Source organism: Streptomyces sp. WG7 (assembly GCF_049975785.1).
Taxonomy (GTDB): domain Bacteria; phylum Actinomycetota; class Actinomycetes; order Streptomycetales; family Streptomycetaceae; genus Streptomyces.
The window spans coordinates 16,976-39,858 of the sequence record NZ_JBNGGE010000050.1; the positions used below are offsets into that span (position 1 = coordinate 16,976).

Below are 22,883 nucleotides of genomic sequence, written 5' to 3' on the forward strand. Positions count from 1 at the left end.
CGGACCGGCGGCCAGGGGCAAGGGCGTCTTCTCGGCCAATGCCCATGAGGAATCAGGCAGGAAAGGCCGCTCTGGACGTGCCGCCTGCCCGGTCCGCTCCGTGATCTGGACTGGGGACGAAGCGCCCCCGGAACGGTGAGGAGCAGCGGTATGGGCGTGAGCGACAGCTACCTGTCCAGGACGGAAATCCAGCAGCTGCTGGGCATCAACTCCTTCGGGCTGTGGCGGCTGGTGAGGAAGTATGACGACTTCCCGCAGCCGACCGAGCCGCCGCACGATCCGCTCGCGGGGTTCGGCGGGAAGAAGGAGCCCGAGGAGGTCTGGGACGGCTTCCAGGTCTACCGGTGGGCGGCCCACACCCCGGAGTTCGCCCGTCGCGGCGCCGTGCTGCTGCGCCCGCTCCCCGAGGAACTGCCGCCCGGCCGGTGGGCCGGCTACAAGGACACGGTGCGCGGACCGGCGCAGGACTGGCACACCGCCCTGGGGACGATCAGGATCGTGCACTGCGACGACCGCAGGGTCGCCACCGACGTTGCCACCGAGGTCGCCGGCGGCGGCAACCCGGACGGTGTCGTCACCGTGTGCGCCCTGTACGGGGACATGAGCTTCCGCGGGCCGGCGCTGGTCGCGGCCGACACCGCGCACCCGGGCATCGAGTACGAAGCCGACTGGGGCGACGTCGCCGCCCTCGCTGGGCAGGACCTGCCCTGGTGGCCCGACCTGCTGCGCCTGCCGCACCTGATCCGCGGGTGGAAGCCCGGCACTCCCGCGGCCGTCGTGGAGGTGCCGGCCAACAACAACGAGAAGATCCTGCGCCGCGTCGTAGTCAGCGACGCCTTCGACGTCACCTCGCACCTGGCCGCGACGGACATGGCCAACGACATCCGCAACAACCGGATCGACGGCACCCTGCACGACATCCAGGTCTTCGGCAAGGAGGGCCACGGCGACCGGCGCAACCCCGTGGCCATCGCGGCCGAACCTGACACCAGCCACCACCCCCTGCGCTCCGACGGCGACCGCCAGGTCCTCGAGGCCGGCTGGCTGGGGCTCGCCCTCAGCACCCACCCCGACGCCGTCGCGGCGATCGAGGTCGCCGTCGGCCGCCAACCGGACCTGCTCCCCTTCGGCGCGCTCACCGAGGTGCCGGTGCGCCCCGGCGCGATCAGCGAACGGTGGGCCCGCCGGCTCACCATGTGCGACCCGACCGCCGCCCACGTCGTCCTCGCCCAGGGCAAGAAGGCGGAGGCCTTCTTCATCGACCCGCTCACCGACATGCCCGTCATGCGCACCGCCGACCACGACGGCAAGCAGGTCTGGCGGTTCTACGCCCCGCTGTCCCTCCCGGCCGGCGACGCCGAACTCGCCTCGGTCGTCCTGCACCACACCGTGTGGGTCACCACCAGCGATGGCCACCTCCACCCTGCCCCCTGCACACCGTCCGAGCACCTGTGGTGGGGCAACGGATACGGCGACCGCCCCAGCGAGGCCGCCACCGTCATCAACCTGCTCCTGGACGACCTTGGAGCCACCCCCAACCTGCGCGAGCACTGGAACGCGCCCAAGGGCCTGACCGCCCTGCTCAACGAGGACCACAAGCAGGGCACCGAACTCACCCGCAGCACCCTGCTGCACGCACGGATGACTCCACCGCGCGCTCGTTGAGGTGCGCGCGCTGAAGGGGGCGGTCCCATACGGGGCCGCCCCCTTCAGCTATGTGCCGCACGCGCCCCGAACACGCTTCGTACGGTATTCATACGGTGAATCGACGAAGAAGCCGACCGAGCCGCGCGGCCCCGAGCGTGAGGCCTACGCGCGCCTGCTGCGGCAGCTCGCGGAGCTCTACCCCGCACCCGCAACGCCGGAGAAGCCAGCGGCCCCGGTGCCCGCCACCTTCGGCGGCGCTGTCGACCCGGCAGGCATCGTGTCGGCCGCTGTACTCGACGAACTCGCCGCATCCCTCTACCCCTCTCCCGGCGCGCCCGTCCCGGCGAGTTTCGCCGACCCGGCGGAAGCGCGGACTCTGTCCACAGGCCAGGCGTCCGAGGCTGCGGACATGACTGCAACCGAGAACACCCAGACCCCTGCCCCGGTCGCTGCTGCTCCGGCGGCCGCGTCCCGTCCGGCGCGCACCACCAGGCCGTCGTCGACGTCGCGCCGCCCGGGTGCGAAGAAGGCGGCCCCGGCCGGTACCCCGGCGGGCGGCACCGACCCGCGCTTCGAGAACGGCCCGCTCGCGGTCGTCGACGTCGAGGACGACGGCACGGTGCTGGCGTACTGCACCGGCGGCCTGGTCCTGGACGTGCCCGCCAAGAGCATCCCGGCCCTGGTCGACTGGACGCTGCGCGAGGCCAAGCTCGGTCAGCCGAAGCTGTCCGGGCCGGGCAAGGACGCCGACCCGCTCATCGTCCTCACCGAGGCCGCGCTGGAGCGCTACGGCCTGCCCACCGCGCTCACGGAGGAGGAGCGCCTCGCCGGGCGCCTGCCCGAGGGCCACAAGGTCATCAAGCAGCTCGTGCGCGCGGACTGGAAGCTGACGAAGAGGGGCTTCGGCCCGTGGGCGCGGATCTACCGCCCCGCGACCGGGCCGGAGCGGGCCTGCGTGCAGCTGTGCATCCCGTCGTGGAACGCGCTGGATACCCGGCACTGGGGCGAGGCCGAGCAGCTCCCGCCAGCCGAACTCGCCCGCGTCCTGGGCGTGTACGCCTCTCGAGTGATGACGCCGCGCGGCTCCACCGCTGTGACCGGCCTCGAGCTGATGACCGCGCTGCACCCGCCGACCCGGGCCTCCGAGCCGGACGCTGACGGCAAGCGGCACTCCGAGCACAACCCCGGCTCGCTCGGCAAGGACGCCATCGACCCGATGAACTTCCCGCCCTGCGAGGCCCCCGACGGGCACCCCATCCTCAAGGACCTGCCCCGCTTCCACGTGCGCGGCCCGGCGGAGAAGCTGTTCGAGGAGGCGTACGACTGGGCACGGCCGATGACCGACGGGGAGTGCACCCTGCGGCACCTGGTCGGCATCGACGTCAACATGGCCTTCGCGGCCGGCGCCAACGGTCTGAACGTCGGCCTGGGCGAGGCGACGCACGTCAAGGCCCCCGCGTTCGACCCGAAGCTGCCCGGCTCGTGGCTGGTCGACCTGTCCCACGTCGATCTGTCTCGCGTGAAGGTCGGCAAGGAGTGGGTGGAGCTGGACGGCTCGCTGCTGCCCTCTCCGTTCACGCCGAAGGGCGAGCGCCCGACCGGCCCGGCCTGGTACGCGACGCCCACCGTGGCGTACGCGGTGGAGCTCGGCTACGAGGTGCGCCCGATCGAGGCGTGGGTGCGCTACGAGAACGGACGCTACCTGGACGGCTGGTACAACCGGCTGCGCGGCGCCTACCTCGCCACGATGGCCGACCTCGGCGTCGACGCCGACCTCGCCCCGGCGGACTTCCTCGCGGCGATGGACGGCTACAAGGACCGCGACCCGGAACTGGCGATCGTCACCACGGGGATCAAGGCGACGGTCAGGGCGGCCTGGGCAAGCTCCGCGAGCGGCCCCGCGGCGAGGGCTGGCGGCCGGGCGAGCCGTGGCGCGCGCTGTCCCGCCCGACGTGGCGGCCGGACATCCGGGCGGCGGTCATCTCCCGCACCCGGATCAACCTGCACCGCAAGATCGTCAAGCACGCCGCCTTCACCGGGCAGTACCCCATCGCGATCCTGTCCGCCTGCGTCGTCTACGCCGCAGTCGGGCCCTCGCCGCTGGACTTCCTGCCCTACCGGGAGGGCAAGCCGCTGCCCGGCGGCTTCAAGCTCGGCATCAACCCCGGCCTGGTCAAGCACGAGGGCACGCAGGACGTCCTGTGGGGCGAGGAAGTCCGGGAGCGGTTCAACGCGCCGGAGCTCAACCTCGCCCGGTACATCAAGGACGGCACCGTCACCGACGTCGACAACGGAGAGTAGGAGTAGGCCACGATGAGCCTGTTCGGGGACGGCCTGGAGGCCGCGGTGCAGAAGGCGTTCACCCGCCCGGCACCCAAGAGCGCGGGTGCGCAGATGCGGTACCTGGTCAAGCAGCTCAAGGGCACGAAGGCGGTCGCCCAGATGCTGCGGGTCTCCCAGCGCACCGTCGAGCGGTACGTGAAGGACCAGATCAAGAAGCCCCGGCCCGAACTCGCCGCGCGCCTGGAGCGTGAGGTGAAGAAGCGGTGGCAGCCGCAGATCCGCGCGAAGGCCCGGCAGAAGGCGGCCAGCACGGGCGGCATCGTCATCGACACCCGCGCCCGCATGGGCTACACGGCGCCGATCGGGTCGACGGACCAGGACCGCATCCGGCACCTGACCGTCGCCCTGCCGCCCGTCTACGCCGCCCGCCTCTTCGACGCCCAGGAGGCCGGCGCCACCGACCAGCAGCTCCAGGAGATCGCGGCCGAAGCGCTCAAGGAGGTGTATTTCCAGGACGGCGGCCGCCGCGCCGGCTCCCTGGAGGAGGTCCGGTTCACGGACATCGAGCACCTCAAGTTCGACCTCTAGCAACCGCGCCCCGAACAGCGCGCGAGCCCCGGACCGACGTGGCGTGGTCCGGGGCTCGTTCGCGTGATCCGCACGGGGAGGGGTGGGATGTTCATGCACGCGTTGCCGTACTCAACGATGTCGCCGGGCGTCGGTTACCCGCTTGCAGCGGGCAGTTCATTCCGTGCCGTGAGCCGGGACGTGGCGCGGGTGGCAGCGTGCTGCGTGGCTCTACGCTCTGGCTCATGACTCGTCGTATCGGCCGGGGCGGGCGCAAGGGGCAGACACACAGCGCTGCCCCGAAGCTCCGTTCGTACAGCGTTCCGCCGGCCTCCGAGGTGAGGGTGACCCGTACGGACGGGAGCACGGAGGTTGTGCCCGCACGAAAGCCGCAGGCCACGCAGAAGCAGCGGCCCAAGCGGGGGCCACTGGTCTGCGCGATGTGCGGTGATCCGACGACTGAGTCCCCGACCGTGTACAGCAGGGCGGGCGGTACACGGGGAAAGCCGGTCCATGCCTCGTGCGCCCCGACGGCCCGGAAGGAGAGGCCCAAGCGCCCGCCCCGGCAACGCAAGCAGGACCTGATGCCTCCACCACCGCGTGGTCGCCTGGCCCCAGGAGTCAACCCGGCCACGGCCTGGATCGGCCTGGCGTGTACGCAATGCCCGGCCCAGCCGGGACAGCGGTGCGTCGTCCGCTACAGCGACGGGACGACTGCAGAAGCGAAGATCCCGCACAGGGAGCGGTCGCTGGCGGCGAGGCGGGCAGCAGCGCCGCGGTGAGTGGCGTTTCGCCCGGTCGGCGGCGTGACGCCTGGCGTTCGGAGGCGTTGGGCAGGGAACACGCGCGGTTCCTGGTCGCCCCACGACGGGACTCTCGCCGTGTGACGGCCCCGACTCCGCGCCCGGCGTTGGGGCCGTCAGTGTCCCGGCCGGCGGCTCTGCGGGTGCGAGGGCCCGCGGGAGTCAGAGATGCGGGCGGTGGTCCCCCCGCCTCGGGCGGGGGTGTGTCGTCCGTCGGATAAGCAGGACGGTACGGGGTACAACGATGGCGGCTCCTGCTGCCAGGAGCCGGAGCATGCCCGGATGGCTGGGCTGTTCCCAGGCATGAACGAAGGATCGACCAGTATGGCCAGCGGCACCGTGAAGTGGTTCAACTCCGAAAAGGGCTTCGGCTTCATCCAACAGGACGGCGGGGGCCCGGACGTCTTCGCGCACTACTCCGAAATCCAGGGCAACGGCTACCGCGAGCTGACGGAGGGCGAGCACGTCACCTTCGACATCGGGCAGGGCCAGAAGGGGCCGCAGGCACAGAACATCATCCGGGGCTGACCGGGCGGAGCGATACCCACGAAGGCGGCTGCCGGTCCGGCAGCCGCCTCGCGCTGTCCTGCCCGCTGGATGGACGTGCGTACGGACGAAGGACCGTAACGCGCATAAGACGCTCACCGTGGGTAGATTCGTTGGCACTGTGACGACCCAGCCGCGCAAGCAAGACGCGCCGTGGCCGACCGATCCGGAAGCGGAAGAGGAGAGGCCCACGGAGCTTCAGCAGCTGCGCGAAGAAGTGGCACAGCTGCGTGAGGCGCTGACGTACCGGCCGGTGATAGACCAGGCCCGCGGCATGATCATGGCGCTCGGGCACTGCACGCCCGGCGAGGCGTGGGAGGTCTTGGTGACCGTCTCCCAGCACAACAACGTCAAGCTGCGCGCCGTGGCCGAGCAGCTGGTCGCCACAACCGCCGGCCACCCGCTGCCACCACCGATACGCCGCGCCCTCCGGCAGCTCCTGCGCGGCCGCCATCGCGGATGACAGTTCAGCCTGGCCCCGTCTAGTCGGTGTCGCCGTCCGCGTCCTCGTCGCTGACCGGGAGACCAAAGTCGAGGGTGCCGGCGGTATCGAGGAGGGCCTGTTCCGCGACGCGTGCCGCGTCGGCGACGACGTCGCCCCGTTCAGCTATGAGCAGGTCGTAGATCGGCGCTGCGCTGGTGGCGGTGGCGTCCACGTAGGGTGTCCGTTTCCTTTGAGGTCGGGGCCGGCGGGGAAGGCTAGCGGATCAGCCGGCGTTCAGGACTGAGTCGTCCAGGGGCCGGGCGCCGGACAGCTGGTGACGGGCGGCGATCAAGGCCGCGTCGATATCCCGAGTGCCGGTGGACACGCACAGCGTGTAGGCGACATCGTCCATGCGCTGGCGTACTCGCGCACTGTCCGCGTTGGAGGCGTCCACGGCTGCGAGGGCCTCGTACTGTTCGATCAGATCCCGCAACACCGCGGGGTGGGCCATCAGCATCACAGAACCGTCCTTCCGCACCGACACCTACTGGCTCAAGGGCCGTGCGCCCGGTTACCCGATTCTCCGCCCCGCACTCCCCACCCGCCACGCAAGGCATTCAGCACCGTCCAAGGGGCTGGCTCCGCGGGCAGCCCAGTTCAGGTGAAGCCGCCTAGTGGCTGCTCCCGCTCCGCCTACGATGCGGTGGTGCGGAACACGAAAGCCTTCAAGGAAGCCGTTGCCCAGACGCTCGCGGAGCTGGCTCACCGGGGGGTGACGCTCGCGCCGTCGACGGTTGAGGACACGATCGAGAAGAACATCAGCACCGTGTCCGAACGGCTCGGGATTCAGGCGCGCTCCGCCTGGCGGTACTTCGACGCCGCCGCCCTCGCCGACCGCCTCGCGCAGAGCCAGTCCTCCTACGAGGAGAGCAGCAGCGAGAAGGGTGTCGGGCAGGCTCCGATGCCGCCGATCGACAACCCGGAGCTGGCCCTGGTCCTCGCCGGGGTGCCGGACTCCCTGGCACAGAGCGGCGGCGACCTGTACGCGGTCATCATCAACGTGGCCGTCAACGCCTGGATGGCCGGCCACATCCATGGCGAGGACGGCTGCACCAGTTGCGACGGCAGCCGCGGCCCGGCCGGACACGACTGGGAAGCCCGGATGCGCACCATCACCGAGATGCAGCCGAACATCACCAAGTGGTTCGACCGCGACGTGTGGACCCGCGCCGTCAACGACGCGGGCTACGCCGTCACCCGCCGCTGACGTCAGCGCGCAGGGACGGGCAGGACGTCACGGACGATCAGCTGCCGTCCGTACGAGGCGGCCATGGGTTCCCTCTGGATGCCGGTGCGCAGCGGCTTCACCGAGAAGCGGAAGCCCGTGATCGGGCCGTGGCAGGTGAGCCCGGCCGGGGTGGGGAGCTCCGGCTCGTGCGTGGCGTACAGGATGGCCGCGCCCAGCTTCCCGGCCTGGTGCGAGCCGTTGTAAAGGTCGGGTATCACGTCAGTCAGGTTCGGAAGGCGAGCCATTTCGGTGTTTCTGGAGTCGGGACCGCAACCGGTCAGGCCGGGAGATTGTGCTTGATGAGGTTCGTGTGAACGCGACAGCACCCGCCGATGCCGCGGTTATGAGGCCGATGGCCAGCCACTGGAGCGTTGAGAGCTGTTCATGGAGGAGCAAGAGGCCAGCAAGGCCAGCTGCGACGGGTTCCAGACTTTGCAAGACGCCTACCACTCGAACCGGCAACTGGCGAAGTGCGGTCAGCTCCAGGGAGTAGGGCAACGCCGCTGACAAGAGGGCTACCAGAAGCCCGACCTTCAGGGCGTCGGGCTGGACCATTCGATCGCCGCTCTGGACCAAGCCGAAGGGCAGTGTCAGAAGCGCTGCCCAGAGCACAGCCAGCGCCAATGGTTGGCCACCGGACATGCGTGCGCCGGCTCCCTGACTGAGTAATAGGTATCCGCCCATAGACACCGCCGATGCTAGTGCGAAGGCCAGGCCTGTCATGGACAGGGGAGCAGAAGAGGACCCGGGGAGCATGAAGAATGCGATCCCCGCCGCCGCGAGCAGTCCCCAGACGGCGTCACGCGCACGGCGAGAGGTCACCAGGGATACTGCCAGCGGGCCTGTCAGCTGAATCGTCATGGCTACGCCCAGTGGCATGCGCTCCAGTGCCAGGTAGACGAGGTTCATACCCGCGATCGCTGTACCGAAGGCGAGGACCAGCAGGCGACTGTGCCGGTCAGCAGGAAGATGGCGCGGGCGCCACAGCAGCAGGAGGAGACCAGCAGCGAGCACCAGTCGCAGTCCGACAGCTCCCATAGGGCTCCCGACGGTGCCGATCAGTTGCTTGCCGAGCGCCTGGCCGGTTTGAACACTAATGACGCTGCCCAGTACCAGGAATGGTGCCGGGAGGACAGGACGGCGTCGGTGGCCTGCTGCAGTGATCTGGTGCTCAGCAGTCGGTTTCCCAGGTAGGGAGCGTGTCCTGCTCACACCTGATGCTCCTTCGCGTCAGCGAACACGCCACGATCTGTGCGTGATGTCTGATCGGATCCCGCAACGACCAACCGTGGCATGGGTGCCCGGGTGGGCTGGTGCCATACCCGCAGCAGGCCGCAGACGCAGCGCGCGTACACGATGGTGCCGTCTGAGACGGAATGGCGGGATATGACGTTCTCGGACGGCCCCGCAGGCCAGCCGCATGCGGGGCACGCCGATTCTGCTTGCCGGAGATGCTCAGCCATGGTCTCCATGTTCGGCGGCCGGATCATGCACGTCCATCGCAAAATTCAGCATGGAATCATGTTGCATGACTGCATGGTCGATCTCATTCTTCTACAGACGTTCCGTGTGCTCCAGGCGGAGGGGACGGTGACAGCGGCAGCTCAAGCCCTGAATCTGTCGCCGTCCGCCGTTTCGCAACAGCTCAGGCAACTTTCACGTCAAACTGGGGCGGAACTTCTCGAACCGGATGGTCGACGTCTGCGCCTCACGGCCGCAGGGCGGGTGTTGCTCGGCCACGCGGATACTTTGTGCGCTCAGTGGGAGAAGGCGCGTGCCGAGCTGGCGCTGCACGGCGCCCACGCGCATCGGACGCTGCGCCTCACGGGCTTCGCCACGAGTATCGGACCACTTCTCGCGCCGACTGCTGAGGACTTGCTGAAAGCCGTTCCGTCTACGCAGGTCACCATCACGGAGGCGGATACGCGTGACGGATACCGGCAACTGCTCGCGGACCAGATCGACATCGCCGTGCTGACACCCTTGTCCGACAGCCCGCCGAGCGATGACGCTCGATTCCACCAAGAGCCTTTGCTAGACGATGTGCTGGACCTGGTCGTGCCCGCACACCACCGACTGGCGACGCAGAGGGCCATCAGCTTGCTGGCGGCGGAGGGGGAGAACTGGATCTCGCCCCATCATGATCAGAACCGTCTCATGCACGCTCTGTGCGCCGTCGCCGGCTTCGCCCCGCGCATCGTGCACCATGCCGACGAATGGCAGGCTGTGCTTGCCCTTATCAATCACGGACTCGGCGTGTGCCTGGTGCCGCGCCTGATCTCCCTTGCCGCATACCCGCAGCTGGTCCGACTGCCTGTGAACGGGACGCCGCCTCCCTCCCGGCGCATCCTCGCGTGCGTGCGCCGGGGGAGTTCCAGCCAGAGCTTAATTGCGGACGGATTGAGGGCGCTCAGGGCGCGGGCGGCGCAGGAGGCCCTGGCACGCCCGCGTTGAGCCAGGGCTACTGGGCGGCGGGGTTGCTCATACTCGCCATGTCGTCCGCTGAGGGGTACGCACCGCTCGCGTCGTGCGTCTCCTGTCCTGTGAGGGCTGGTGTGAAGACGCATACGTTGCGTACTTCCGTGAGCGCCCGGAAGGTGTGCGGGTCATGGCGGTCGAGGACGTAGAGGGTCCCGGGGCCCAGCTGATGCACCTCCTTCGTCTCCTCGTTGATCAACTCGGCTTGACCGGAGATGCAATAGACGGCTTCGACGTGGTGCGCATAGTGCATGTACGTCTCGGTGCCCGCCTCCATGACGGTGTCATGGAGGGAGTAGCCGACGCCGTCGGCGGCCAGGAGGAGGCGTCGGCTGCGCCACCCCGGCCCGTTGACGTCCCGGTCGGTTCCGTTAACGTTTTCGAGTGATGTCACTATCACTGTTTCTCCTTATGCTGCTGACGGCAGAGGCTGGTCACTGGGACGGTACGTGCCGCGGGACGATGCGGAACTCCCGGTCGGCCAGATAGCGAGGCCGCTCTTTCGGGGCGTAATAGGGCGCCCTGAGCTTGTTCTCGATGCTGTTGTAGACGATGAATATGTTGGAGCGCGGGAAAGGTGTTATGTTCCCATTTGACCCGTGCAGTATGTTGCAGTCGAACAGAACGCCCGATCCGGCAGGTCCGGTCACCTGCCTTATACCCTTCTCCCGGGCGATGTCCGTCAGTACCTCGTGGTCGACCGTTCCGATGGTGAGGCGCGCGGTCTTCAGGGACGTTCGGTGATTTTCTGCGGGCGTCTCACCGATCGATGGAACGAACGTCTTGTGGGACCCGGGGATTACCATCAGGGGTCCGTTGAACTCGTAGTTTTCGGTGAGCGAGAGAGAGATGCTGAAAGCCCGGGGCAGCGGCATCCCATCCTCCGCGTGCCAAGTCTCGAAGTCGGAATGCCAGTCGAACTCCGCCCCTCCGAACGCTGGCTTGTAATTGACTCGGCTCTGGTGAATGTAAACGTCCGATCCCAGGATTTGACGTGCCATATCGGCCAGGCGAGGTGAGTGGATGATATCCGAGAATACCTCACTGACCTGGTGGGCCCGAAACACGGACCGGATGTCCTGTGAATTCGGCTCCCTGATCACCAACTCGGGGGCGAGCAGGTCCTGGGCGTGCTTGAGGCGATCCAGTTCTTCGTGGCAGCGTCGTACCTGGTCCGGGGTGAGGAGCGAGTCGACCTGGAGGAAGCCGTTCTGCTCGTAGAAGGCAATGTTCTCGCTGCTGAGAGGCCCTTCCTGAGTGCCCCAGACGACGGGTTCCTCACGCTGCCGTGCGGGAATCTTCTCCGGTACTCGAGTGAGGTACGTGTCCACGGCAGGGGTCTGGATCGGGTTCATGTTGTCCTCCTGATTGGGATTCCGATATTTCGGTGTCGTCGGGTGCGGTGTCTGTCCCGCGTTAGGCGGCCAAGCCCTCGTGGTTGAGAGTCGCGTCGACCGCTGTGTCGAGGAGCGTCAGCCCCCTCGCGAGTTCGTCATCGGCAATCGTCAGCGGAGGAAGGAGTTTGACGGCCTCGTCGTGCAAGCCCGCGGTCTCCACCAACAAACCGAGTTGGTAAGCGGTCGCGCACACCCGGCGCGCCATCGCCGGCTCATCGAAGGGCAGGGCCCACACCAGGCCTCTGCCCCGGGGCTCTCGCAGGCCGTACGTACGGGCGATCTCCCGCAGACCTCGGCCGACCCACTGGGCCCTTTGTGTGGTTTGCGAGGCCTGGCTTTGATCTGACCAGAAGAGTTCCAGCGCGCGGGCTGCCGTGACGAAGGCCGGGTTGTGGCCACGGAACGTCCCGTTGTGTTCGCCCGGCTTCCAGGCGTCCAATGTGGGCTTCATCAGAGTGAGAGCCATGGGAAGCCCGTACCCGCTGATCGACTTGGACAGGCAGATGATGTCCGGAAGGATCCCTGCCTCTTCGAAGGAGAAGAAGGGGCCGGTGCGTCCGCAGCCCATCTGCACATCGTCGACCACGAGCAGGACGTCGTGTTGTGAGGTCCACCGGGCCAGTTCGCGCAGCCATACGGGCCGGGCTACGTTCACCCCGCCCTCCCCCTGAACGGTTTCCACGACGACGGCCGCCAGAGTCTCGCCTTGCGCGTCGAGGGCTTGTGCGAGGCGGGCTACTGCGGAGGCATCGTCGTCCCGTGGGTCGTCATAGGGCAGCGGCGCGGTATGAGGGAGCGGCACGCCCGCGCCAGCGCGCTTGGTCGGGTTCGCGGTAATGGCCAGCGAACCGAGTGTCATCCCGTGGAAGGCTCGATCGAAGTAGCCCACGGTACGGCGGCCGGTGACCTTGCGGGCGAGTTTCAGCGCAGCCTCGACGGCATTGGTGCCGCTGGGGCCCGGGAACTGCACCCGGTAGTCGAGGCCGCGTGGAAGCAGAACCAGTTCGCGAAACCGCTCTAGGAAGGCACCTTTGGCGGCGGTGTGCATGTCCAGGCCGTGGGTAATGCCGTCTCGGCCTAGGTAGTCGAGCAGCGCCTCCTTCAGCTCAGGGTGGTTGTGTCCGTAGTTGAGGGCTCCTGCACCGGCGAAGAAGTCGAGCCAGGTGCGGCCGTTCTCGTCGTGCAGGTGCGCGCCGCGTGCGGTGGTGAAGACAGTCGGCCAAGCCCGGCTGTAGCTGCGGACTTCGGATTCCATGGTCTCGAAAATGAGCATGCTGCCCCCTGGAGGAGCCCGTGGATCGGCACGGGCGGGATGGGCGTGGGCCGGTCAGAGCGCGACGGCGTGCTGGCGACGCTGGTAGAGCACAAGGGCCCGGGCGGCCGGGTCCTGCGCGGTCCACAGGACCCGGCCGATCAGCAGGGTGTGGTCGAGTGCGACGGGCGCCTGATCGAGTCGGCACACCACGGTGGCGGCCGTATCCTCCAGAGCTGGGCAGCCCGCCTCGTCCCGGTAGGGAACGCCTTGGAAACGCTCCGCCGCCGGCAGCTGGGCGAAGCGGTGCATCAGGTCCCGCTGGTGCCAGCCGAGGATGTTGACTGCGAAGCCGCCGTGGGCAGAGGCGCGCTGCACGGTGCGGCCGTTGCTAGCGAGCGAAACAAGCACTGAAGGTGGCTCGGTGGACAGTGAGAGCACCGCGTTGGCGGTACAGCCGACCGGGCCGTCGGGACTGCCGGTGGTGACGACGGCAACGCCGGTGGCGAGCTGTGCCATGGCGGAGCAAAACTCCTCACGGTCGGGCAGCGCGGTGCGGGTAGGGGTGGCGGTCACGTCACCGGGTTCCTTCCGGTAGGGGTGTGGGGCGGGCGCCGCCGGCGGCCCGGTCCCCAGGGAGAGAGCGAGGTCCAGCGGGAACGGTCGGGCGGGCCGTGTCCAGGGCAGTGAGTACAGCAGCGCGATCCGTCTTGCCGTTGAGGTTGAGCGGCAGTTCCGGTAGGCGCAGCAGGGTTCGGGGCACCATGTAGGCGGGCAGCCGCTCTTGCAGGGCCGCGAGCAGCGGGCCGGGGTCGGGGGCGTCTCCGGTGTAGACGGCCTCCAGAGCGGGGGTGGACCGTTCGGTGCGGGCTACGACCACGGCGTCGGCGACGCCGGGGCACGAGCGCAGGGCCTCCTCGACCTCGCCCAGTTCGACGCGATAGCCGCTGATCTTGACCTGGTTGTCGAGGCGGCCGAGGTGAACGAGGACGTCGCCGTCGCGGGCCACCCGGTCCCCGGTCCGGTACCAGTGGGAGCCGGTCAGCGGACCGCCTTGGTAGGGAGTGAGTCCTGTGCCCGGCTCGCCGGTGGCGAACCGTCCCGAGTCGTCCGCCGGGTCCAGGTAGCCGGGAAACCGCTGCGGTCCGCGAACCAGGAGTTCGCCCTGTTCGGCGGGACGCATCCGCTCGTCGACGACAAGGGTCTCGGCGCCGGGGTGGGCGGTGCCAATGGGCACGGTGCCGTTGACGGTGTGCGGCCAGGTGGCCGGGTCGGCGGACAGGCGGTAGCCGGTGCAGGTGACGGTCAGCTCGGTCGGGCCGTACAGGTTCTCCAGGCGGGCCGCGGGCGCGGCCTCGGCGAAAGCGCGGGCCTGCCGGACGGTGAGCGGTTCGCCGGCGAAGGCCGCGTAGCGCAGTGTCGGCATGGAGCTCGGCCGCAGCCGGCGCAGCCGGGCCGCGAGCGAGACGACTGACGGCACGGAGAACCAGTGGGTCAGCCGGTGCCGCTGGACGAATCCGGCCGGGTCCATCAGGTCGTCTGCGCTGGGCACGACGAGGGACGCGCCGGTACTCCAGGCCACGAACATGTCGAACACGGAGGGGTCGAAGGTGAGACCGAAGGTCTGCGAGAGACGGCTGTCCGGCTCGGCACCGCTGCGTTCGACCGCGTGGTCGAGGTAGGCGTGGGTGTTGGCGTGCCGGATCACCACTCCTTTGGGTCGGCCAGTGGAGCCCGAGGTGAACAGGATGTAGGCGGTATCGTGCGGGCCAGGGCCGGGCAGGCTGCGCAGGTCCGGTGCGTCGGTCGGGGCCGTCAGGGCGACCGGAAGGAGGGGCGCGGCTCGTCCCGCCGGTGCGGTGTCAACGGTCGCATCGGCCAGGACCAGTGCCGCGTCGACCTGTCGTACGACGGTTTCATTGCGGCCGGGTGGAACTGCCGGGTTGAGCGGCACCACCGCGCTACCGAGCCGTTGCACCGCCAGGTAGGCCGCGTAGGTGACGGGTGTCCGTGCCGCCAGCAGGGCGATGCGGCGGGGCGGGGGCGCGTCGGCGGTGAGCCGGGCGGCCAGGGATTCGGCGTGGTCACGCAGCCGCGCGTAGGTGAGTGTGGTGGACCCGGCGACGAGCGCCGGGCGGTCCGGGTGGCGGCCGGCCGTGCGGGCGAAGCGGTCCCACAGAGTGAGCGTGGACGTCGGCACCGCGATCAGCTCCCCTGCCCGGCGTGTGACGAGACGTTGGTGAGCGTCGTGGGAACGTCGTAGCCGTGGGCGGCGTGCAGCGGCGAGGCCGCCGCCTCGAGTTCCGCGAGGACGGTGAATGCGCCCGTGACCAGGGAAGGTCGGGGGCGGCCCCGGCGGGACGAGTTGGCGGCGAAGCGGAGCAGGCGGGGCAGTTCGCGCCACTTGGCGGTGGTGGCGTCGACGGTCCGACGGTCCTCGGGGGACAGCACCCCGTCCGCCGCCAGCAGATGCGCGTCGCGGAACATGTGGTGCTGCGCCGCCGCCCAGACGTCCTCCAGCACGCCCCGTTCGCCGTCGCACCGCAGGTCCGCAAGCACCAGCCGCGCAATCTCCTCCAGGGCCGCGGGCCCGGTCAACCAGTGCCCGCCGGGCAGGTGCTCTGCAGTCGTCCCCGGTTCCTCGGCCAGCCACTGGTACGTCTCGTGCGCCGGGGCGGGCACAGGAAAACCGAAGGCCAGGGCGTTGCGCGCGCGGTGCACCTCCGACAGGCCCCCGGGGAAGGCCAGCAGGGCCGTCAGCTCGGCCCCGGACAGCTCTCCGGCGAACGGCTCCTGGTGCCCGCCACCGCTGAACAGGGCGGTGAAGCCGTCCACCACGTGCCACCCCCCGTCGTGCGTACAGCCGTCCACAAGGATCAGGTGGGGCGCGTGGGCATGCGCCGCGCCGGACAGCCAGGGCAGCGCGCCGCTGTCGGCGACCACCAGCGCCCGGCCGTGCTCCGCCAGTTCGCTGGCGATGCCGGTGAGGGCTGCCTCGGCGTCGGAGGCGCCACGGTACGCGAGCCTGCGCCCGCCGGGCAGGTTGTTCAGAGCGCGGTCGTGGTGCGAGAAGCAGCCGGTAGCCGGGTCGATCGCGAGCCGCACCGAGCGGGCGGTCAGATCGACCCGGGCGGGTGCCCGCGCGGCCAAGTAGCCAGCGAGGTTCTCCGTGTAGCAGCTCAGTCCCCGGCTAGGGGGGCGGGTGGCATCGGTACGCATCGGCTCCTCCGCAGGACGGGCGTGGTGGTCAGGATGCTCGGGATTCCGGGTCTGGGCGGCCGTGGGAGGCGGCCACCAGGTGCGCGGGGTGTGCCTCGGGCGGTCCGAAGGCGCAGGCCAGGGCGACCGGTTCGGCGCCGACCGCGTCATGCCAGGGAGGGCGTCGCCAGTGCAGTGCCCCCCAGGTGCCGGCTTGGCCGTCCGGGTCGGCACGCACTCGCCAGGGCGCGCCGGACAGGCCAGTGCCGCGCGCCTTCACGCAGGCCTCCTGGACGGTCCAGACTTGGGCGAAGGCGAGGGCGGCCCGTTCGGATGGAAGGTTCGCGAGGCGCGCCGCCGTCCCGGGTGCGCAACAGCGGCGCAGTAGGGCGGCAGAGGGCGGTCGGGGCACCTGGGCGTCGACGCCGACGTCCAGTCCAGTGGCCACGGCGGCGGCCGCGTAGGGACCGCTATGCGAGATGCTCACCCCGGTGTTCTGGCAATCGGGCAGCCGGGGGCGGCCGTTCGGCTCGGGGACTACCGGGGCACGGGCGTCCTCCTCGCCGGCCACCTCGGCGAGCAGCAGCCGCAGCAGCGCCCGGCCAGCCAGGTGCTCGCGGGCCCGCCAGGCGGCCATGCTGGCGGCCGAGCGGCATTCCTCGGGGCGCAGCCGCTTCACGGCCCGGGGCGTCGCCAGCACAGTGTCCGCGAGTGCCAGCGCAACGAAGACGCCGGGAGCCGGTGTCCACAGGCGTGCCCCGGGCGCACCGGATAGTCCGTCCGCGCGGGCGGGCCAGGCGAGGGCTGCGGAGGCCGACGGGAGGAGGGTGTTAGGCAAGGGTGGTCTCCTGGTCCAGGAGGCTGAGGGAGCCGTTGGCCAGGTGCAGCCGGTCGTTGCCGTAGTTCAGTGAGGCGGACCGTAGATCGCGCAGAGCGCGCTCCAGGCCGAGCGGCTGATGGCGCAGGTAGCCGTGGCGCAGCCCGACCAGCTCGATCAGCTCGTCCACGGCGGCCGGGCACTGCTCGGATGCCGTCACCTTCAGGGCGTTGACGAGCAACTGCCAGGGAGCGCCGCCCCTTTCCCGCTTGGGCAGCGATACGTACACGTCGGCGGCGTGGCTGAGCATGGCCTGCACGGTGTCGATGCGTTGGCGGGCCCGGGCCAGCCGGGTTAACAGCAGCTCGCTCTTAAGGTCGCGGCGGCGGCGTTCCTCGGGGCTGCGCAGCAGCCGCAGGGTGCGGCAAAGCGCGCCGGCCGCGGTGCCCAGCCAGCAGGCGCTCCAGCCGAGGTGGGCCAGGGGCGCAAAGACGTCGACCATGACCCGGCGGAAGTCGCCGTGCCCGCCTACGACCTGGTCGTGCGGCACCGCTCCGGTGAAGCGCATCGGCACGCTATGCGTTCCGCGCATGCCGAGCGGGTCCCAGCCGCCGAGGACCTGCACATCCAGTTGTTTCCGTTCCGCGTAGACCAGGGACACCTGGCTGTCAGAAGTGGCGCCGGGCGCGAGGACGGTGATCAAGTAGGCGTCGGCGTGGGTGCCGCCGGTGACGATCGGTGCCATCCGGTCCAGTTCGACAAGGTCGCCCACATGCCGGGTGCCCGTGCCAGAGCTGAGCAGGTGGCCGCCCTTGCCAGCCTCGGTGGTCACCGACCCCAGGTACACATCGCCTCGGGCAATGTCGGGCAGGACCCGCTCGCGCAATTCCTCGGAGGCGTGGTGGACCAGCGCCGCAACCTGCTGGCCGTGCATGGCGAACACCATGGCAGCCGACATGTCATAGCGGGCGATCAGCTGGGATGCGGCCAACAAGTCGGACACCGTGCCGTCCAGGCCGCCGTAGGAGGCTGGGATCAGCAGCCCAAGGAATCCGGAGGTGCGCATCGCGGTCAGCGCTTCCAGCGGGAAGGCCGCCTTCTCGTCGTTCTCGGCGGCGTGCCGCTCGACCGCGCGCAGCACGGGCGTCAGCCGCTCGGCGAGTGCCGGGTCGAGCGCTTTCACCGGGCGTCCTGGAGGGGGCCGGAGCGCACGCTCTCCACGGCGGCCCACAGGCTGCCGGCGGTCTCGAAGTTGGCGTCCGTGAGCTGGTCATCGGGGAGGGTTACCCCGCAGTTGTCCTCCAGGTCGAAGACAAGATCGATGGCCTGCATGGAGTTGAGCCCCAGGTCGCGTAGCCGGTCCTCGGGCCGCAGCTCCTGTTCGGGAGTGAGGTAGCGCAGGTGGGGGCGGAGGGTGTCGACGAAAGCCTGGTCCACGGTGGTCTCCTGAGGGCTGGGGGGATATATGTGCGGAGAGTGCAGTCTTAGGCTGATTCCAGGTAGTCGGCCGCTGGTCGTCAGTCGTCGCGGCGGACGAAGGCCAGCCGACCGCTGCGCAGCACCACGCCGTTCTCGGTGACGACCTCCAGCGGGGCCGGATGGCCAAGGAAGAGCGCGAGGCTGGCGTGCAGGCCATAAGCGCCGGTATTGGGTACGGCCAGCAGGTCGCCGGGGGCGACGGCGGGCAGCGGGTGCGAGCGCGCCCAGGTGTCGAGCGGGGTGCACAGCGGGCCGCAAATCATGGCGGGGCCTTCCGGGTCCGAGTGGCCGGTGGCGCCACCGGCTGCCGGGGTGCCGTCCGGCCGGACCACATCGGGGTGCAGCGGTGGCACCCGGCGCAGTCCAGCCATGCCGCCGAGGTGGTTGATGCCAGCGTCCAGCACCACAACCCGCTGTCCGTGGGAGTTCTTCACGTCCAGCACCCGGGTCAGCAGCCGCCCGCAGGTGGCCGCTAGGTAGCGGCCCGACTCGAAGGCGACGGCGGGCGCGTTCTGCCGCCAGCCGGGCAGGTTCGCGTCCAGCTCGCTAGTCAGGCGGTCGGCGAGCTGAGGGTAGGCGGGCAGGTCGCCGGCGCGCGCGTAGGGCGCGGCGAATCCGCCGCCGAGATCGATGGTGCGCAGCGGCACTGGGAGGGCCTCGCGCAGTGCGCGGGCCACGCCGATCGCCTCGCTGAAGGAGTTGGCGAGCGCCTCCTCGTCGGCGATGTTAGTAGCCAGGTAAAGGTGGAGGCCGTCGATGCGAGCGCGCCCCCCGCCCATGTACCGCTGGGGATGGGCGGCAATGTCCTCGGCGTCGGCGCCGAACGCCGACGGGCTCCCGGTCATCCGCAGTCCGGCTCCGCGGCTGCCACCGCCGGGGTTGACGCGCAACAGGTATGTGACGTGCGCGCCGTGCCGGGCGGCGGCTTGGCCCAGCTGAGCGATGCCGTGCTCGGAGTCCACGGCAAAGTCGCGGACCCCCGCGGCCAGCGCCTTGTCCAGGTCCTCGTCGCGCTTGCCGGGGCCGGTGTAGAGGATGTCGCGGGGCGGCACCCCGGCCTCCAGGGCGGCGTCCAGCTCGCCGGGCGAGCTGACCTCGGCCCGGCAGCCCAGACCGTATAGTGCGGACACCACGGCCGGGTGCGGATTGGCCTTGAGTGAGTAGTACAGCTCGCTCGGCCGCGGCAGCCAAGTCCGCAGCCGGGCGTGGGCGGAGCGCACCGCGGACAGGTCGTAGTGGTACGCCGGGGTCGTAGTCTCGGGCGGGATGGGAGCGTCGGGCGGGCGTGACGCTGGGGTGTCTCCGGTCACGGGTCCGCAGTGCAGCGTGAGGTCAGTCACGGCCGGCCTCCGCGAGTCGCCCGGCCAGGACGGCCTTCGCGGTTTTGCCGTTGGCGTTGACGGGCAGCACGTCGACCGCGCGGCAGATCCGGGGCACCTTGTAGTCCTCCAAGTGCTCGCGCAGTCGGGACGGGACGGTGGCGGGGTCGGCGGTGCCGGTGACGACCAGGATCGCCTCGGGGCGACTGCCGTCGGGCGGCAGGACGGCCGCGGTGTCCACGTCTGGCAGCCGGCGGGCGGCGGCCTCGACCTCGATGGCGCTCACCCGGAAGCCGTCCTGCTTGTAGATGTCGTCGCGCCGGCCGGCGAAGTACAGCCGCCCGACCTCGTCGGTCCAGCCGTAGTCGCCGGTGCGCAATTCGGGGAAGAGCCCATCGCGCCGGGGGAAGCGGGTGGCAGTGAGTTCGGGGCGACGCCAGTAGCCGGCCATCACGTTCGGTCCGCGGACGGTGATCTCGCCTACCTCGCCAGCCGGGAGCCGCTGTCCCGCCTCGTCCACCACGAACACCTCGGTGCCGGTCAACGGCAGCCCGCAGCTGCCGGGGCGGATCGCGTCCTCGTCCGGTTCAGAGATGGTGAGCCGCTTGCACTCAGTGAGGCCGAACATCAGCTGCACGCGCAACCCGGGCAGTTCCTCGCGCAGCGCAGGCGGGACGTCGGCGGGCAGCGCGGCGCCGGTGTTGGTGAGCAGCCGCAGTGGCGGGCGTTCTGCTTCGCGTCGGCGGCGAAGCAGACGGACCAGCGCGGCGGAGACCGGCGGTACCGCCGGTAGCACGGTCGCCTGGCTACGCACAAGGTTGGCCAGAAGCGCGGGGCCGGACTCAGTCGCTGATCCGAGCCATATGTGGCTGCCTGCGAGCGCGGAGAGGAAGACCTGGTACAGGCCATAGTCGAAGGAGAGCGGCAGCGGGCAGTAGACGACGTCGTCGGCGCGGTATGCCAGCCGCTCGGCGATAGCGTGCACCGCGAACATCATCTGCTGGTGGGTAGAGACCACGGCCTTGGGCATCGCGGTGGTGCCCGAGGTGTAAATGAGGCACACCGGGTCGACGGGCAGCGGGCCGTCGGCGACCTCGGCCGGACTCGTGTTGCCGGCGGCCGGTCCGGCCAGCGACAGGTCGTCGATGTCCTCGGGAGCCGCCACGGCGACGCCCGCCTCGCGCATGGCGTCTCGAGTGGCGGGTGACCCGGCGACGGCGATGGCCGGCTCGCAATCAGCGAGCACGTGACGCAGGACATCACCGCGGGTCTGCTCGTGCAGGACGGAGAAGACGACGCCGAGCCGGGATGCCCCGAACAGCAGCGGTACCAGGACGGGACCGCTGTCGCTCGTCACCACCAGCCGGTCGCCGCGCCGTAGCCCGCGGGCACGCAGCGCTGCCGCGCAGCGGTGGGCGGCCCGGAGCAGCTCGGTGCGGCTGAGGGTCACCTCACCGCAGGTGACCGCTGGGGCGTCGGGGCCAGCACCGGGAAGGCTAAGCAGTTCGTGCAGCACAGTGGCGTACGGACGGGCTTTCACGCGTGCGCCACCTCCGCTCCGGCCGTGGTGCGCAGGACGAGGCCGACCAGGCCTTCGACGTTGCGCAGGACGGCCACGTCGAGGTCTTCGGCCGCGAACTCCACGCCGTAGGCATCCTCCAGACGTTCCACTGTCTCCACCATCTGAAAGGAGGCGAAGCCTTCAAGTCGGCTCAGGTCGTCGGTGGTGGCGACCGCCTCGGGGGCGGCGCCCAGGACGTCGGCGACGGTGTGCACCACCGTCTGACGCACCTGTGCGGGCATGTGAGGCATAGCCTCTCCTGGGTGCTCGTTGGCTGCGCGCACAGCGGACTCGGCGTCCGCCCGCAACAGTTCGGCGAGGGCGGGGTGGATTTGCGGGGGTACGGGACGGCCGCGCTGCACGCGGCGCGCGGCCAGGTAACACTGGCCGGCCAGCGTGTCCCAGGCGGCGGCCCGGTCGGCGGCGACGCTCGCGAGGGGAGACCCCGGCAGGTGGTGAGCGACCCAGGCCGCGTGCAGCCGCCGTGACCGGCTCAACAGCCAGGTCTCCAGCAGCAGGGCCGCGCACGCCTCCTGCTGGTCCGCGTGGTCGCGGAAGGTGGCGGCATAACACTCAGGGGCGTCACCGGCCAACAGTCGGCGACCGGCCTCGGCGTTGCGGGCCAGGGTCTCGGACACCGACGGGCGGGCGGGCGGCACGGTGCGCACCGGCACCGGCAGGGCGGGTGAGCCGTCGAACAGCGCGGCCGCCTCCGCGAGGTCGTAGGAGCACACCACCGGCTCCGCCCGGCCGTAGGGCGTCTCGTTGTCATAGGCGTCCACCGCCTCGACGCGTGCGCCCCCGTCCACGGCCCGCAGCAGCACGCTGTGGTCCATGTGCTGGTGGGCGTGGTAGGGCAGCCACGGCATGCGGAACGCGTCGCCGACGACGTACAGTGGGCCGCCGTCCTCGGGCAGCAGGTCCAGCAGCGCCCGTCCATCCGTCACGGGCCGCCCGATCTTTAGGACCAGGCCGAGCAGGTCGCCCATCGGCTCGATCCGGTCGGCTGCGGGCTCCTCGACGGTGGGCAGAGGCCCGTGGGCTCCGGCGCGCGGTGCGAAGACCAGTCGGCCGCCGAGTTCGAGGTGGGTGCCCGGTCCGTGCCGTGCGTCGGCCAGGACGGCGGCGTTGACCTGGATGCAGTCCAGCGCCGTGGTGTCGATACCCCGAATGGCCTCGACGAGCGGATCGGCCACAGCGTCGGAGGCCTTCGTGCAGGGGTCCGCCGAGGCGCTCACGCGACCCGCTCCGGAGTCTCGGAGGTAGTCCGGACGATGTCCATCAGGTCGCCGACCGTGTATACGCCGGCGAGCAACTCGTCGGGGATGGTAAGGCCGAAGGTGTCCTCGATGTCTTCAAGGACGTGCACGATCGCCATCGAGTCCATCCGTAGATCCTGTTCCAGCCGTGTGTCGGTGGTCAGCGCGGGCGGAGCGGCACGGATGTGGTCGGTGTGGGCGTGAATCAGGGGCGTCAGGACGCGCAGGACGTCGTTCGTGGTCATCAGTGGGGGTCTCCTCTGCGTAAGGCAGCGGAAAGGGGGTGGGCAGGTGGAGCGAGGGAGCGCCGCCGGTCGGGGTACAGGCGACGGGCCGGCTCGGGTGAGGGGCGGGGCGGTAGGGCTCGCGGGCACCGGGAAGGACGTGGGTGCCGGAGTGCGGACGGCGGTGCGGACCGCCTGATACGGGGACCGGGGCGCTGTCCGAATGCCAGCCGACGATCGGACGACCGGTTACGGGCCGGTGGGTCTTCCTCCGGCTCGGGAGGCAATCTGCCGCGAGCTATTGAGGAAGCGGGGGTGCCGCGACAAGGCCATACGGAAGA

23 protein-coding genes and 1 pseudogene are annotated in these 22,883 nt (G+C 70.1%); 7 read left to right on the plus strand and 17 right to left on the minus strand.

Going from position 1 to position 22,883, the window contains the following annotated elements; all coding sequences use genetic code 11:
* The first annotated feature begins 150 nt into the window (after positions 1-150).
* The 5 genes and pseudogenes from ACP4J0_RS32405 to ACP4J0_RS32425 all read left to right on the plus strand — a co-directional run bounded on the left by ACP4J0_RS32405 (position 151) and on the right by ACP4J0_RS32425 (position 6,309).
* Positions 151-1,665, plus strand: a complete 1,515-nt coding sequence (locus tag ACP4J0_RS32405; RefSeq protein WP_426602290.1) for a hypothetical protein — start codon at positions 151-153, stop codon at positions 1,663-1,665.
* Positions 1,666-1,717: 52 nt separating this feature from the next.
* Positions 1,718-3,948: pseudogene (tap, locus tag ACP4J0_RS32410) on the plus strand (telomere-associated protein Tap).
* A 12-nt stretch (positions 3,949-3,960) separates the two neighbouring features.
* A complete protein-coding gene (tpg, locus tag ACP4J0_RS32415) occupies positions 3,961-4,518 on the plus strand; it encodes a telomere-protecting terminal protein Tpg (RefSeq protein ID WP_426602291.1) in 558 nt (185 codons plus the stop codon).
* Between the two features lie 1,106 nt (positions 4,519-5,624).
* A complete protein-coding gene (locus ACP4J0_RS32420; RefSeq protein ID WP_426602292.1) occupies positions 5,625-5,828 on the plus strand; it encodes a cold-shock protein in 204 nt (67 codons plus the stop codon).
* 139 nt (positions 5,829-5,967) lie between these two features.
* Complete coding sequence (locus tag ACP4J0_RS32425; RefSeq protein ID WP_426602293.1) at positions 5,968-6,309, plus strand: ANTAR domain-containing protein; 342 nt, start codon at positions 5,968-5,970, stop codon at positions 6,307-6,309.
* A 19-nt stretch (positions 6,310-6,328) separates the two neighbouring features.
* Here the strand turns inward: ACP4J0_RS32425 and ACP4J0_RS32430 are convergent, their stop codons facing one another.
* Both ACP4J0_RS32430 and ACP4J0_RS32435 read right to left on the minus strand, forming a co-directional pair.
* Positions 6,329-6,502 carry a hypothetical protein gene (locus tag ACP4J0_RS32430; protein WP_426602294.1) on the minus strand — a complete coding sequence of 58 codons (174 nt, stop codon included), beginning with the start codon at positions 6,500-6,502 and terminating at the stop codon, positions 6,329-6,331.
* A 51-nt stretch (positions 6,503-6,553) separates the two neighbouring features.
* Entirely contained in the window at positions 6,554-6,787 is a 234-nt protein-coding gene (locus tag ACP4J0_RS32435; RefSeq protein WP_426602295.1) for a DUF5133 domain-containing protein, read from the minus strand.
* A 189-nt stretch (positions 6,788-6,976) separates the two neighbouring features.
* Between ACP4J0_RS32435 and ACP4J0_RS32440 the strand changes: the two genes are divergently transcribed.
* Positions 6,977-7,537 carry a hypothetical protein gene (locus ACP4J0_RS32440; RefSeq protein WP_426602296.1) on the plus strand — a complete coding sequence of 187 codons (561 nt, stop codon included), beginning with the start codon at positions 6,977-6,979 and terminating at the stop codon, positions 7,535-7,537.
* Between the two features lie 2 nt (positions 7,538-7,539).
* Here ACP4J0_RS32440 and ACP4J0_RS32445 read toward each other — a convergent pair whose 3' ends face one another.
* Together ACP4J0_RS32445 and ACP4J0_RS32450 are read right to left on the minus strand one after the other, a co-directional pair.
* On the minus strand, positions 7,540-7,776 hold the full coding sequence (locus ACP4J0_RS32445) for a hypothetical protein (protein WP_426602297.1): 237 nt from the start codon (positions 7,774-7,776) through the stop codon (positions 7,540-7,542).
* A gap of 1 nt (position 7,777) precedes the next feature.
* Positions 7,778-8,770: an EamA family transporter gene (locus tag ACP4J0_RS32450; protein WP_426602298.1), complete on the minus strand. Its 993-nt coding sequence runs from the start codon at positions 8,768-8,770 to the stop codon at positions 7,778-7,780.
* A gap of 249 nt (positions 8,771-9,019) precedes the next feature.
* Between ACP4J0_RS32450 and ACP4J0_RS32455 the strand changes: the two genes are divergently transcribed.
* Entirely contained in the window at positions 9,020-10,012 is a 993-nt protein-coding gene (locus tag ACP4J0_RS32455) for a LysR family transcriptional regulator (RefSeq protein WP_426602299.1), read from the plus strand.
* Between the two features lie 7 nt (positions 10,013-10,019).
* On the opposite strand, the gene ACP4J0_RS32460 is transcribed toward ACP4J0_RS32455, so the two are convergent.
* The 13 genes from ACP4J0_RS32460 to ACP4J0_RS32520 all read right to left on the minus strand — a co-directional run bounded on the left by ACP4J0_RS32460 (position 10,020) and on the right by ACP4J0_RS32520 (position 22,563).
* Positions 10,020-10,430: an ectoine synthase gene (locus tag ACP4J0_RS32460; protein ID WP_426602300.1), complete on the minus strand. Its 411-nt coding sequence runs from the start codon at positions 10,428-10,430 to the stop codon at positions 10,020-10,022.
* Positions 10,431-10,470: 40 nt separating this feature from the next.
* Positions 10,471-11,391, minus strand: coding sequence for an ectoine hydroxylase (gene thpD / locus ACP4J0_RS32465; protein WP_426602301.1), 921 nt, complete (start codon positions 11,389-11,391; stop codon positions 10,471-10,473).
* Between the two features lie 61 nt (positions 11,392-11,452).
* Positions 11,453-12,706: a diaminobutyrate--2-oxoglutarate transaminase gene (ectB, locus tag ACP4J0_RS32470; RefSeq protein ID WP_426602302.1), complete on the minus strand. Its 1,254-nt coding sequence runs from the start codon at positions 12,704-12,706 to the stop codon at positions 11,453-11,455.
* Between the two features lie 54 nt (positions 12,707-12,760).
* Positions 12,761-13,261 carry a flavin reductase family protein gene (locus tag ACP4J0_RS32475; protein WP_426602303.1) on the minus strand — a complete coding sequence of 167 codons (501 nt, stop codon included), beginning with the start codon at positions 13,259-13,261 and terminating at the stop codon, positions 12,761-12,763.
* Position 13,262: 1 nt separating this feature from the next.
* On the minus strand, positions 13,263-14,885 hold the full coding sequence (locus ACP4J0_RS32480; protein WP_426602304.1) for an amino acid adenylation domain-containing protein: 1,623 nt from the start codon (positions 14,883-14,885) through the stop codon (positions 13,263-13,265).
* A gap of 5 nt (positions 14,886-14,890) precedes the next feature.
* Positions 14,891-15,904, minus strand: coding sequence for a hypothetical protein (locus tag ACP4J0_RS32485; RefSeq protein WP_426602305.1), 1,014 nt, complete (start codon positions 15,902-15,904; stop codon positions 14,891-14,893).
* Between the two features lie 28 nt (positions 15,905-15,932).
* Positions 15,933-16,583 carry a 4'-phosphopantetheinyl transferase family protein gene (locus ACP4J0_RS32490; protein WP_426602306.1) on the minus strand — a complete coding sequence of 217 codons (651 nt, stop codon included), beginning with the start codon at positions 16,581-16,583 and terminating at the stop codon, positions 15,933-15,935.
* Positions 16,584-16,713: 130 nt separating this feature from the next.
* A complete protein-coding gene (locus tag ACP4J0_RS32495; protein WP_426602307.1) occupies positions 16,714-17,883 on the minus strand; it encodes an acyl-CoA dehydrogenase family protein in 1,170 nt (389 codons plus the stop codon).
* The gene (locus ACP4J0_RS32500) at positions 17,880-18,137 is read right to left on the minus strand and encodes an acyl carrier protein (RefSeq protein ID WP_426602308.1); all 258 of its coding nucleotides are present in this window, start codon (positions 18,135-18,137) and stop codon (positions 17,880-17,882) included. Before ACP4J0_RS32500 ends, ACP4J0_RS32495 begins: the two co-directional genes overlap by 4 nt.
* 80 nt (positions 18,138-18,217) lie before the next feature.
* On the minus strand, positions 18,218-19,519 hold the full coding sequence (locus tag ACP4J0_RS32505; RefSeq protein ID WP_426602309.1) for a type III PLP-dependent enzyme: 1,302 nt from the start codon (positions 19,517-19,519) through the stop codon (positions 18,218-18,220).
* A complete protein-coding gene (locus ACP4J0_RS32510) occupies positions 19,512-21,038 on the minus strand; it encodes a class I adenylate-forming enzyme family protein (protein WP_426602310.1) in 1,527 nt (508 codons plus the stop codon). The genes ACP4J0_RS32505 and ACP4J0_RS32510 overlap by 8 nt, the downstream gene beginning before the upstream one ends.
* Positions 21,035-22,297 carry an acyl carrier protein gene (locus ACP4J0_RS32515; protein ID WP_426602311.1) on the minus strand — a complete coding sequence of 421 codons (1,263 nt, stop codon included), beginning with the start codon at positions 22,295-22,297 and terminating at the stop codon, positions 21,035-21,037. Before ACP4J0_RS32515 ends, ACP4J0_RS32510 begins: the two co-directional genes overlap by 4 nt.
* Positions 22,294-22,563, minus strand: a complete 270-nt coding sequence (locus ACP4J0_RS32520) for an acyl carrier protein (protein ID WP_426602312.1) — start codon at positions 22,561-22,563, stop codon at positions 22,294-22,296. Before ACP4J0_RS32520 ends, ACP4J0_RS32515 begins: the two co-directional genes overlap by 4 nt.
* Positions 22,564-22,883 lie beyond the last annotated feature (320 nt).

Excerpts from the sequence above, each read along its gene's own strand:
- tpg (WP_426602291.1), top strand. The coding sequence starts at position 3,961 with ATGAGCCTGTTCGGGGACGGCCTGGAGGCCGCGGTGCAGAAGGCGTTC.
- ACP4J0_RS32405 (WP_426602290.1), top strand. The coding sequence starts at position 151 with ATGGGCGTGAGCGACAGCTACCTGTCCAGGACGGAAATCCAGCAGCTG.
- ACP4J0_RS32435 (WP_426602295.1), bottom strand. The coding sequence starts at position 6,787 with ATGCTGATGGCCCACCCCGCGGTGTTGCGGGATCTGATCGAACAGTAC.
- ACP4J0_RS32420 (WP_426602292.1), top strand. The coding sequence starts at position 5,625 with ATGGCCAGCGGCACCGTGAAGTGGTTCAACTCCGAAAAGGGCTTCGGC.
- thpD (WP_426602301.1), bottom strand. The coding sequence starts at position 11,391 with ATGAACCCGATCCAGACCCCTGCCGTGGACACGTACCTCACTCGAGTA.
- ACP4J0_RS32455 (WP_426602299.1), top strand. The coding sequence starts at position 9,020 with ATGGTCTCCATGTTCGGCGGCCGGATCATGCACGTCCATCGCAAAATT.
- ACP4J0_RS32520 (WP_426602312.1), bottom strand. The coding sequence starts at position 22,563 with ATGACCACGAACGACGTCCTGCGCGTCCTGACGCCCCTGATTCACGCC.
- ACP4J0_RS32485 (WP_426602305.1), bottom strand. The coding sequence starts at position 15,904 with ATGCGTACCGATGCCACCCGCCCCCCTAGCCGGGGACTGAGCTGCTAC.
- ectB (WP_426602302.1), bottom strand. The coding sequence starts at position 12,706 with ATGCTCATTTTCGAGACCATGGAATCCGAAGTCCGCAGCTACAGCCGG.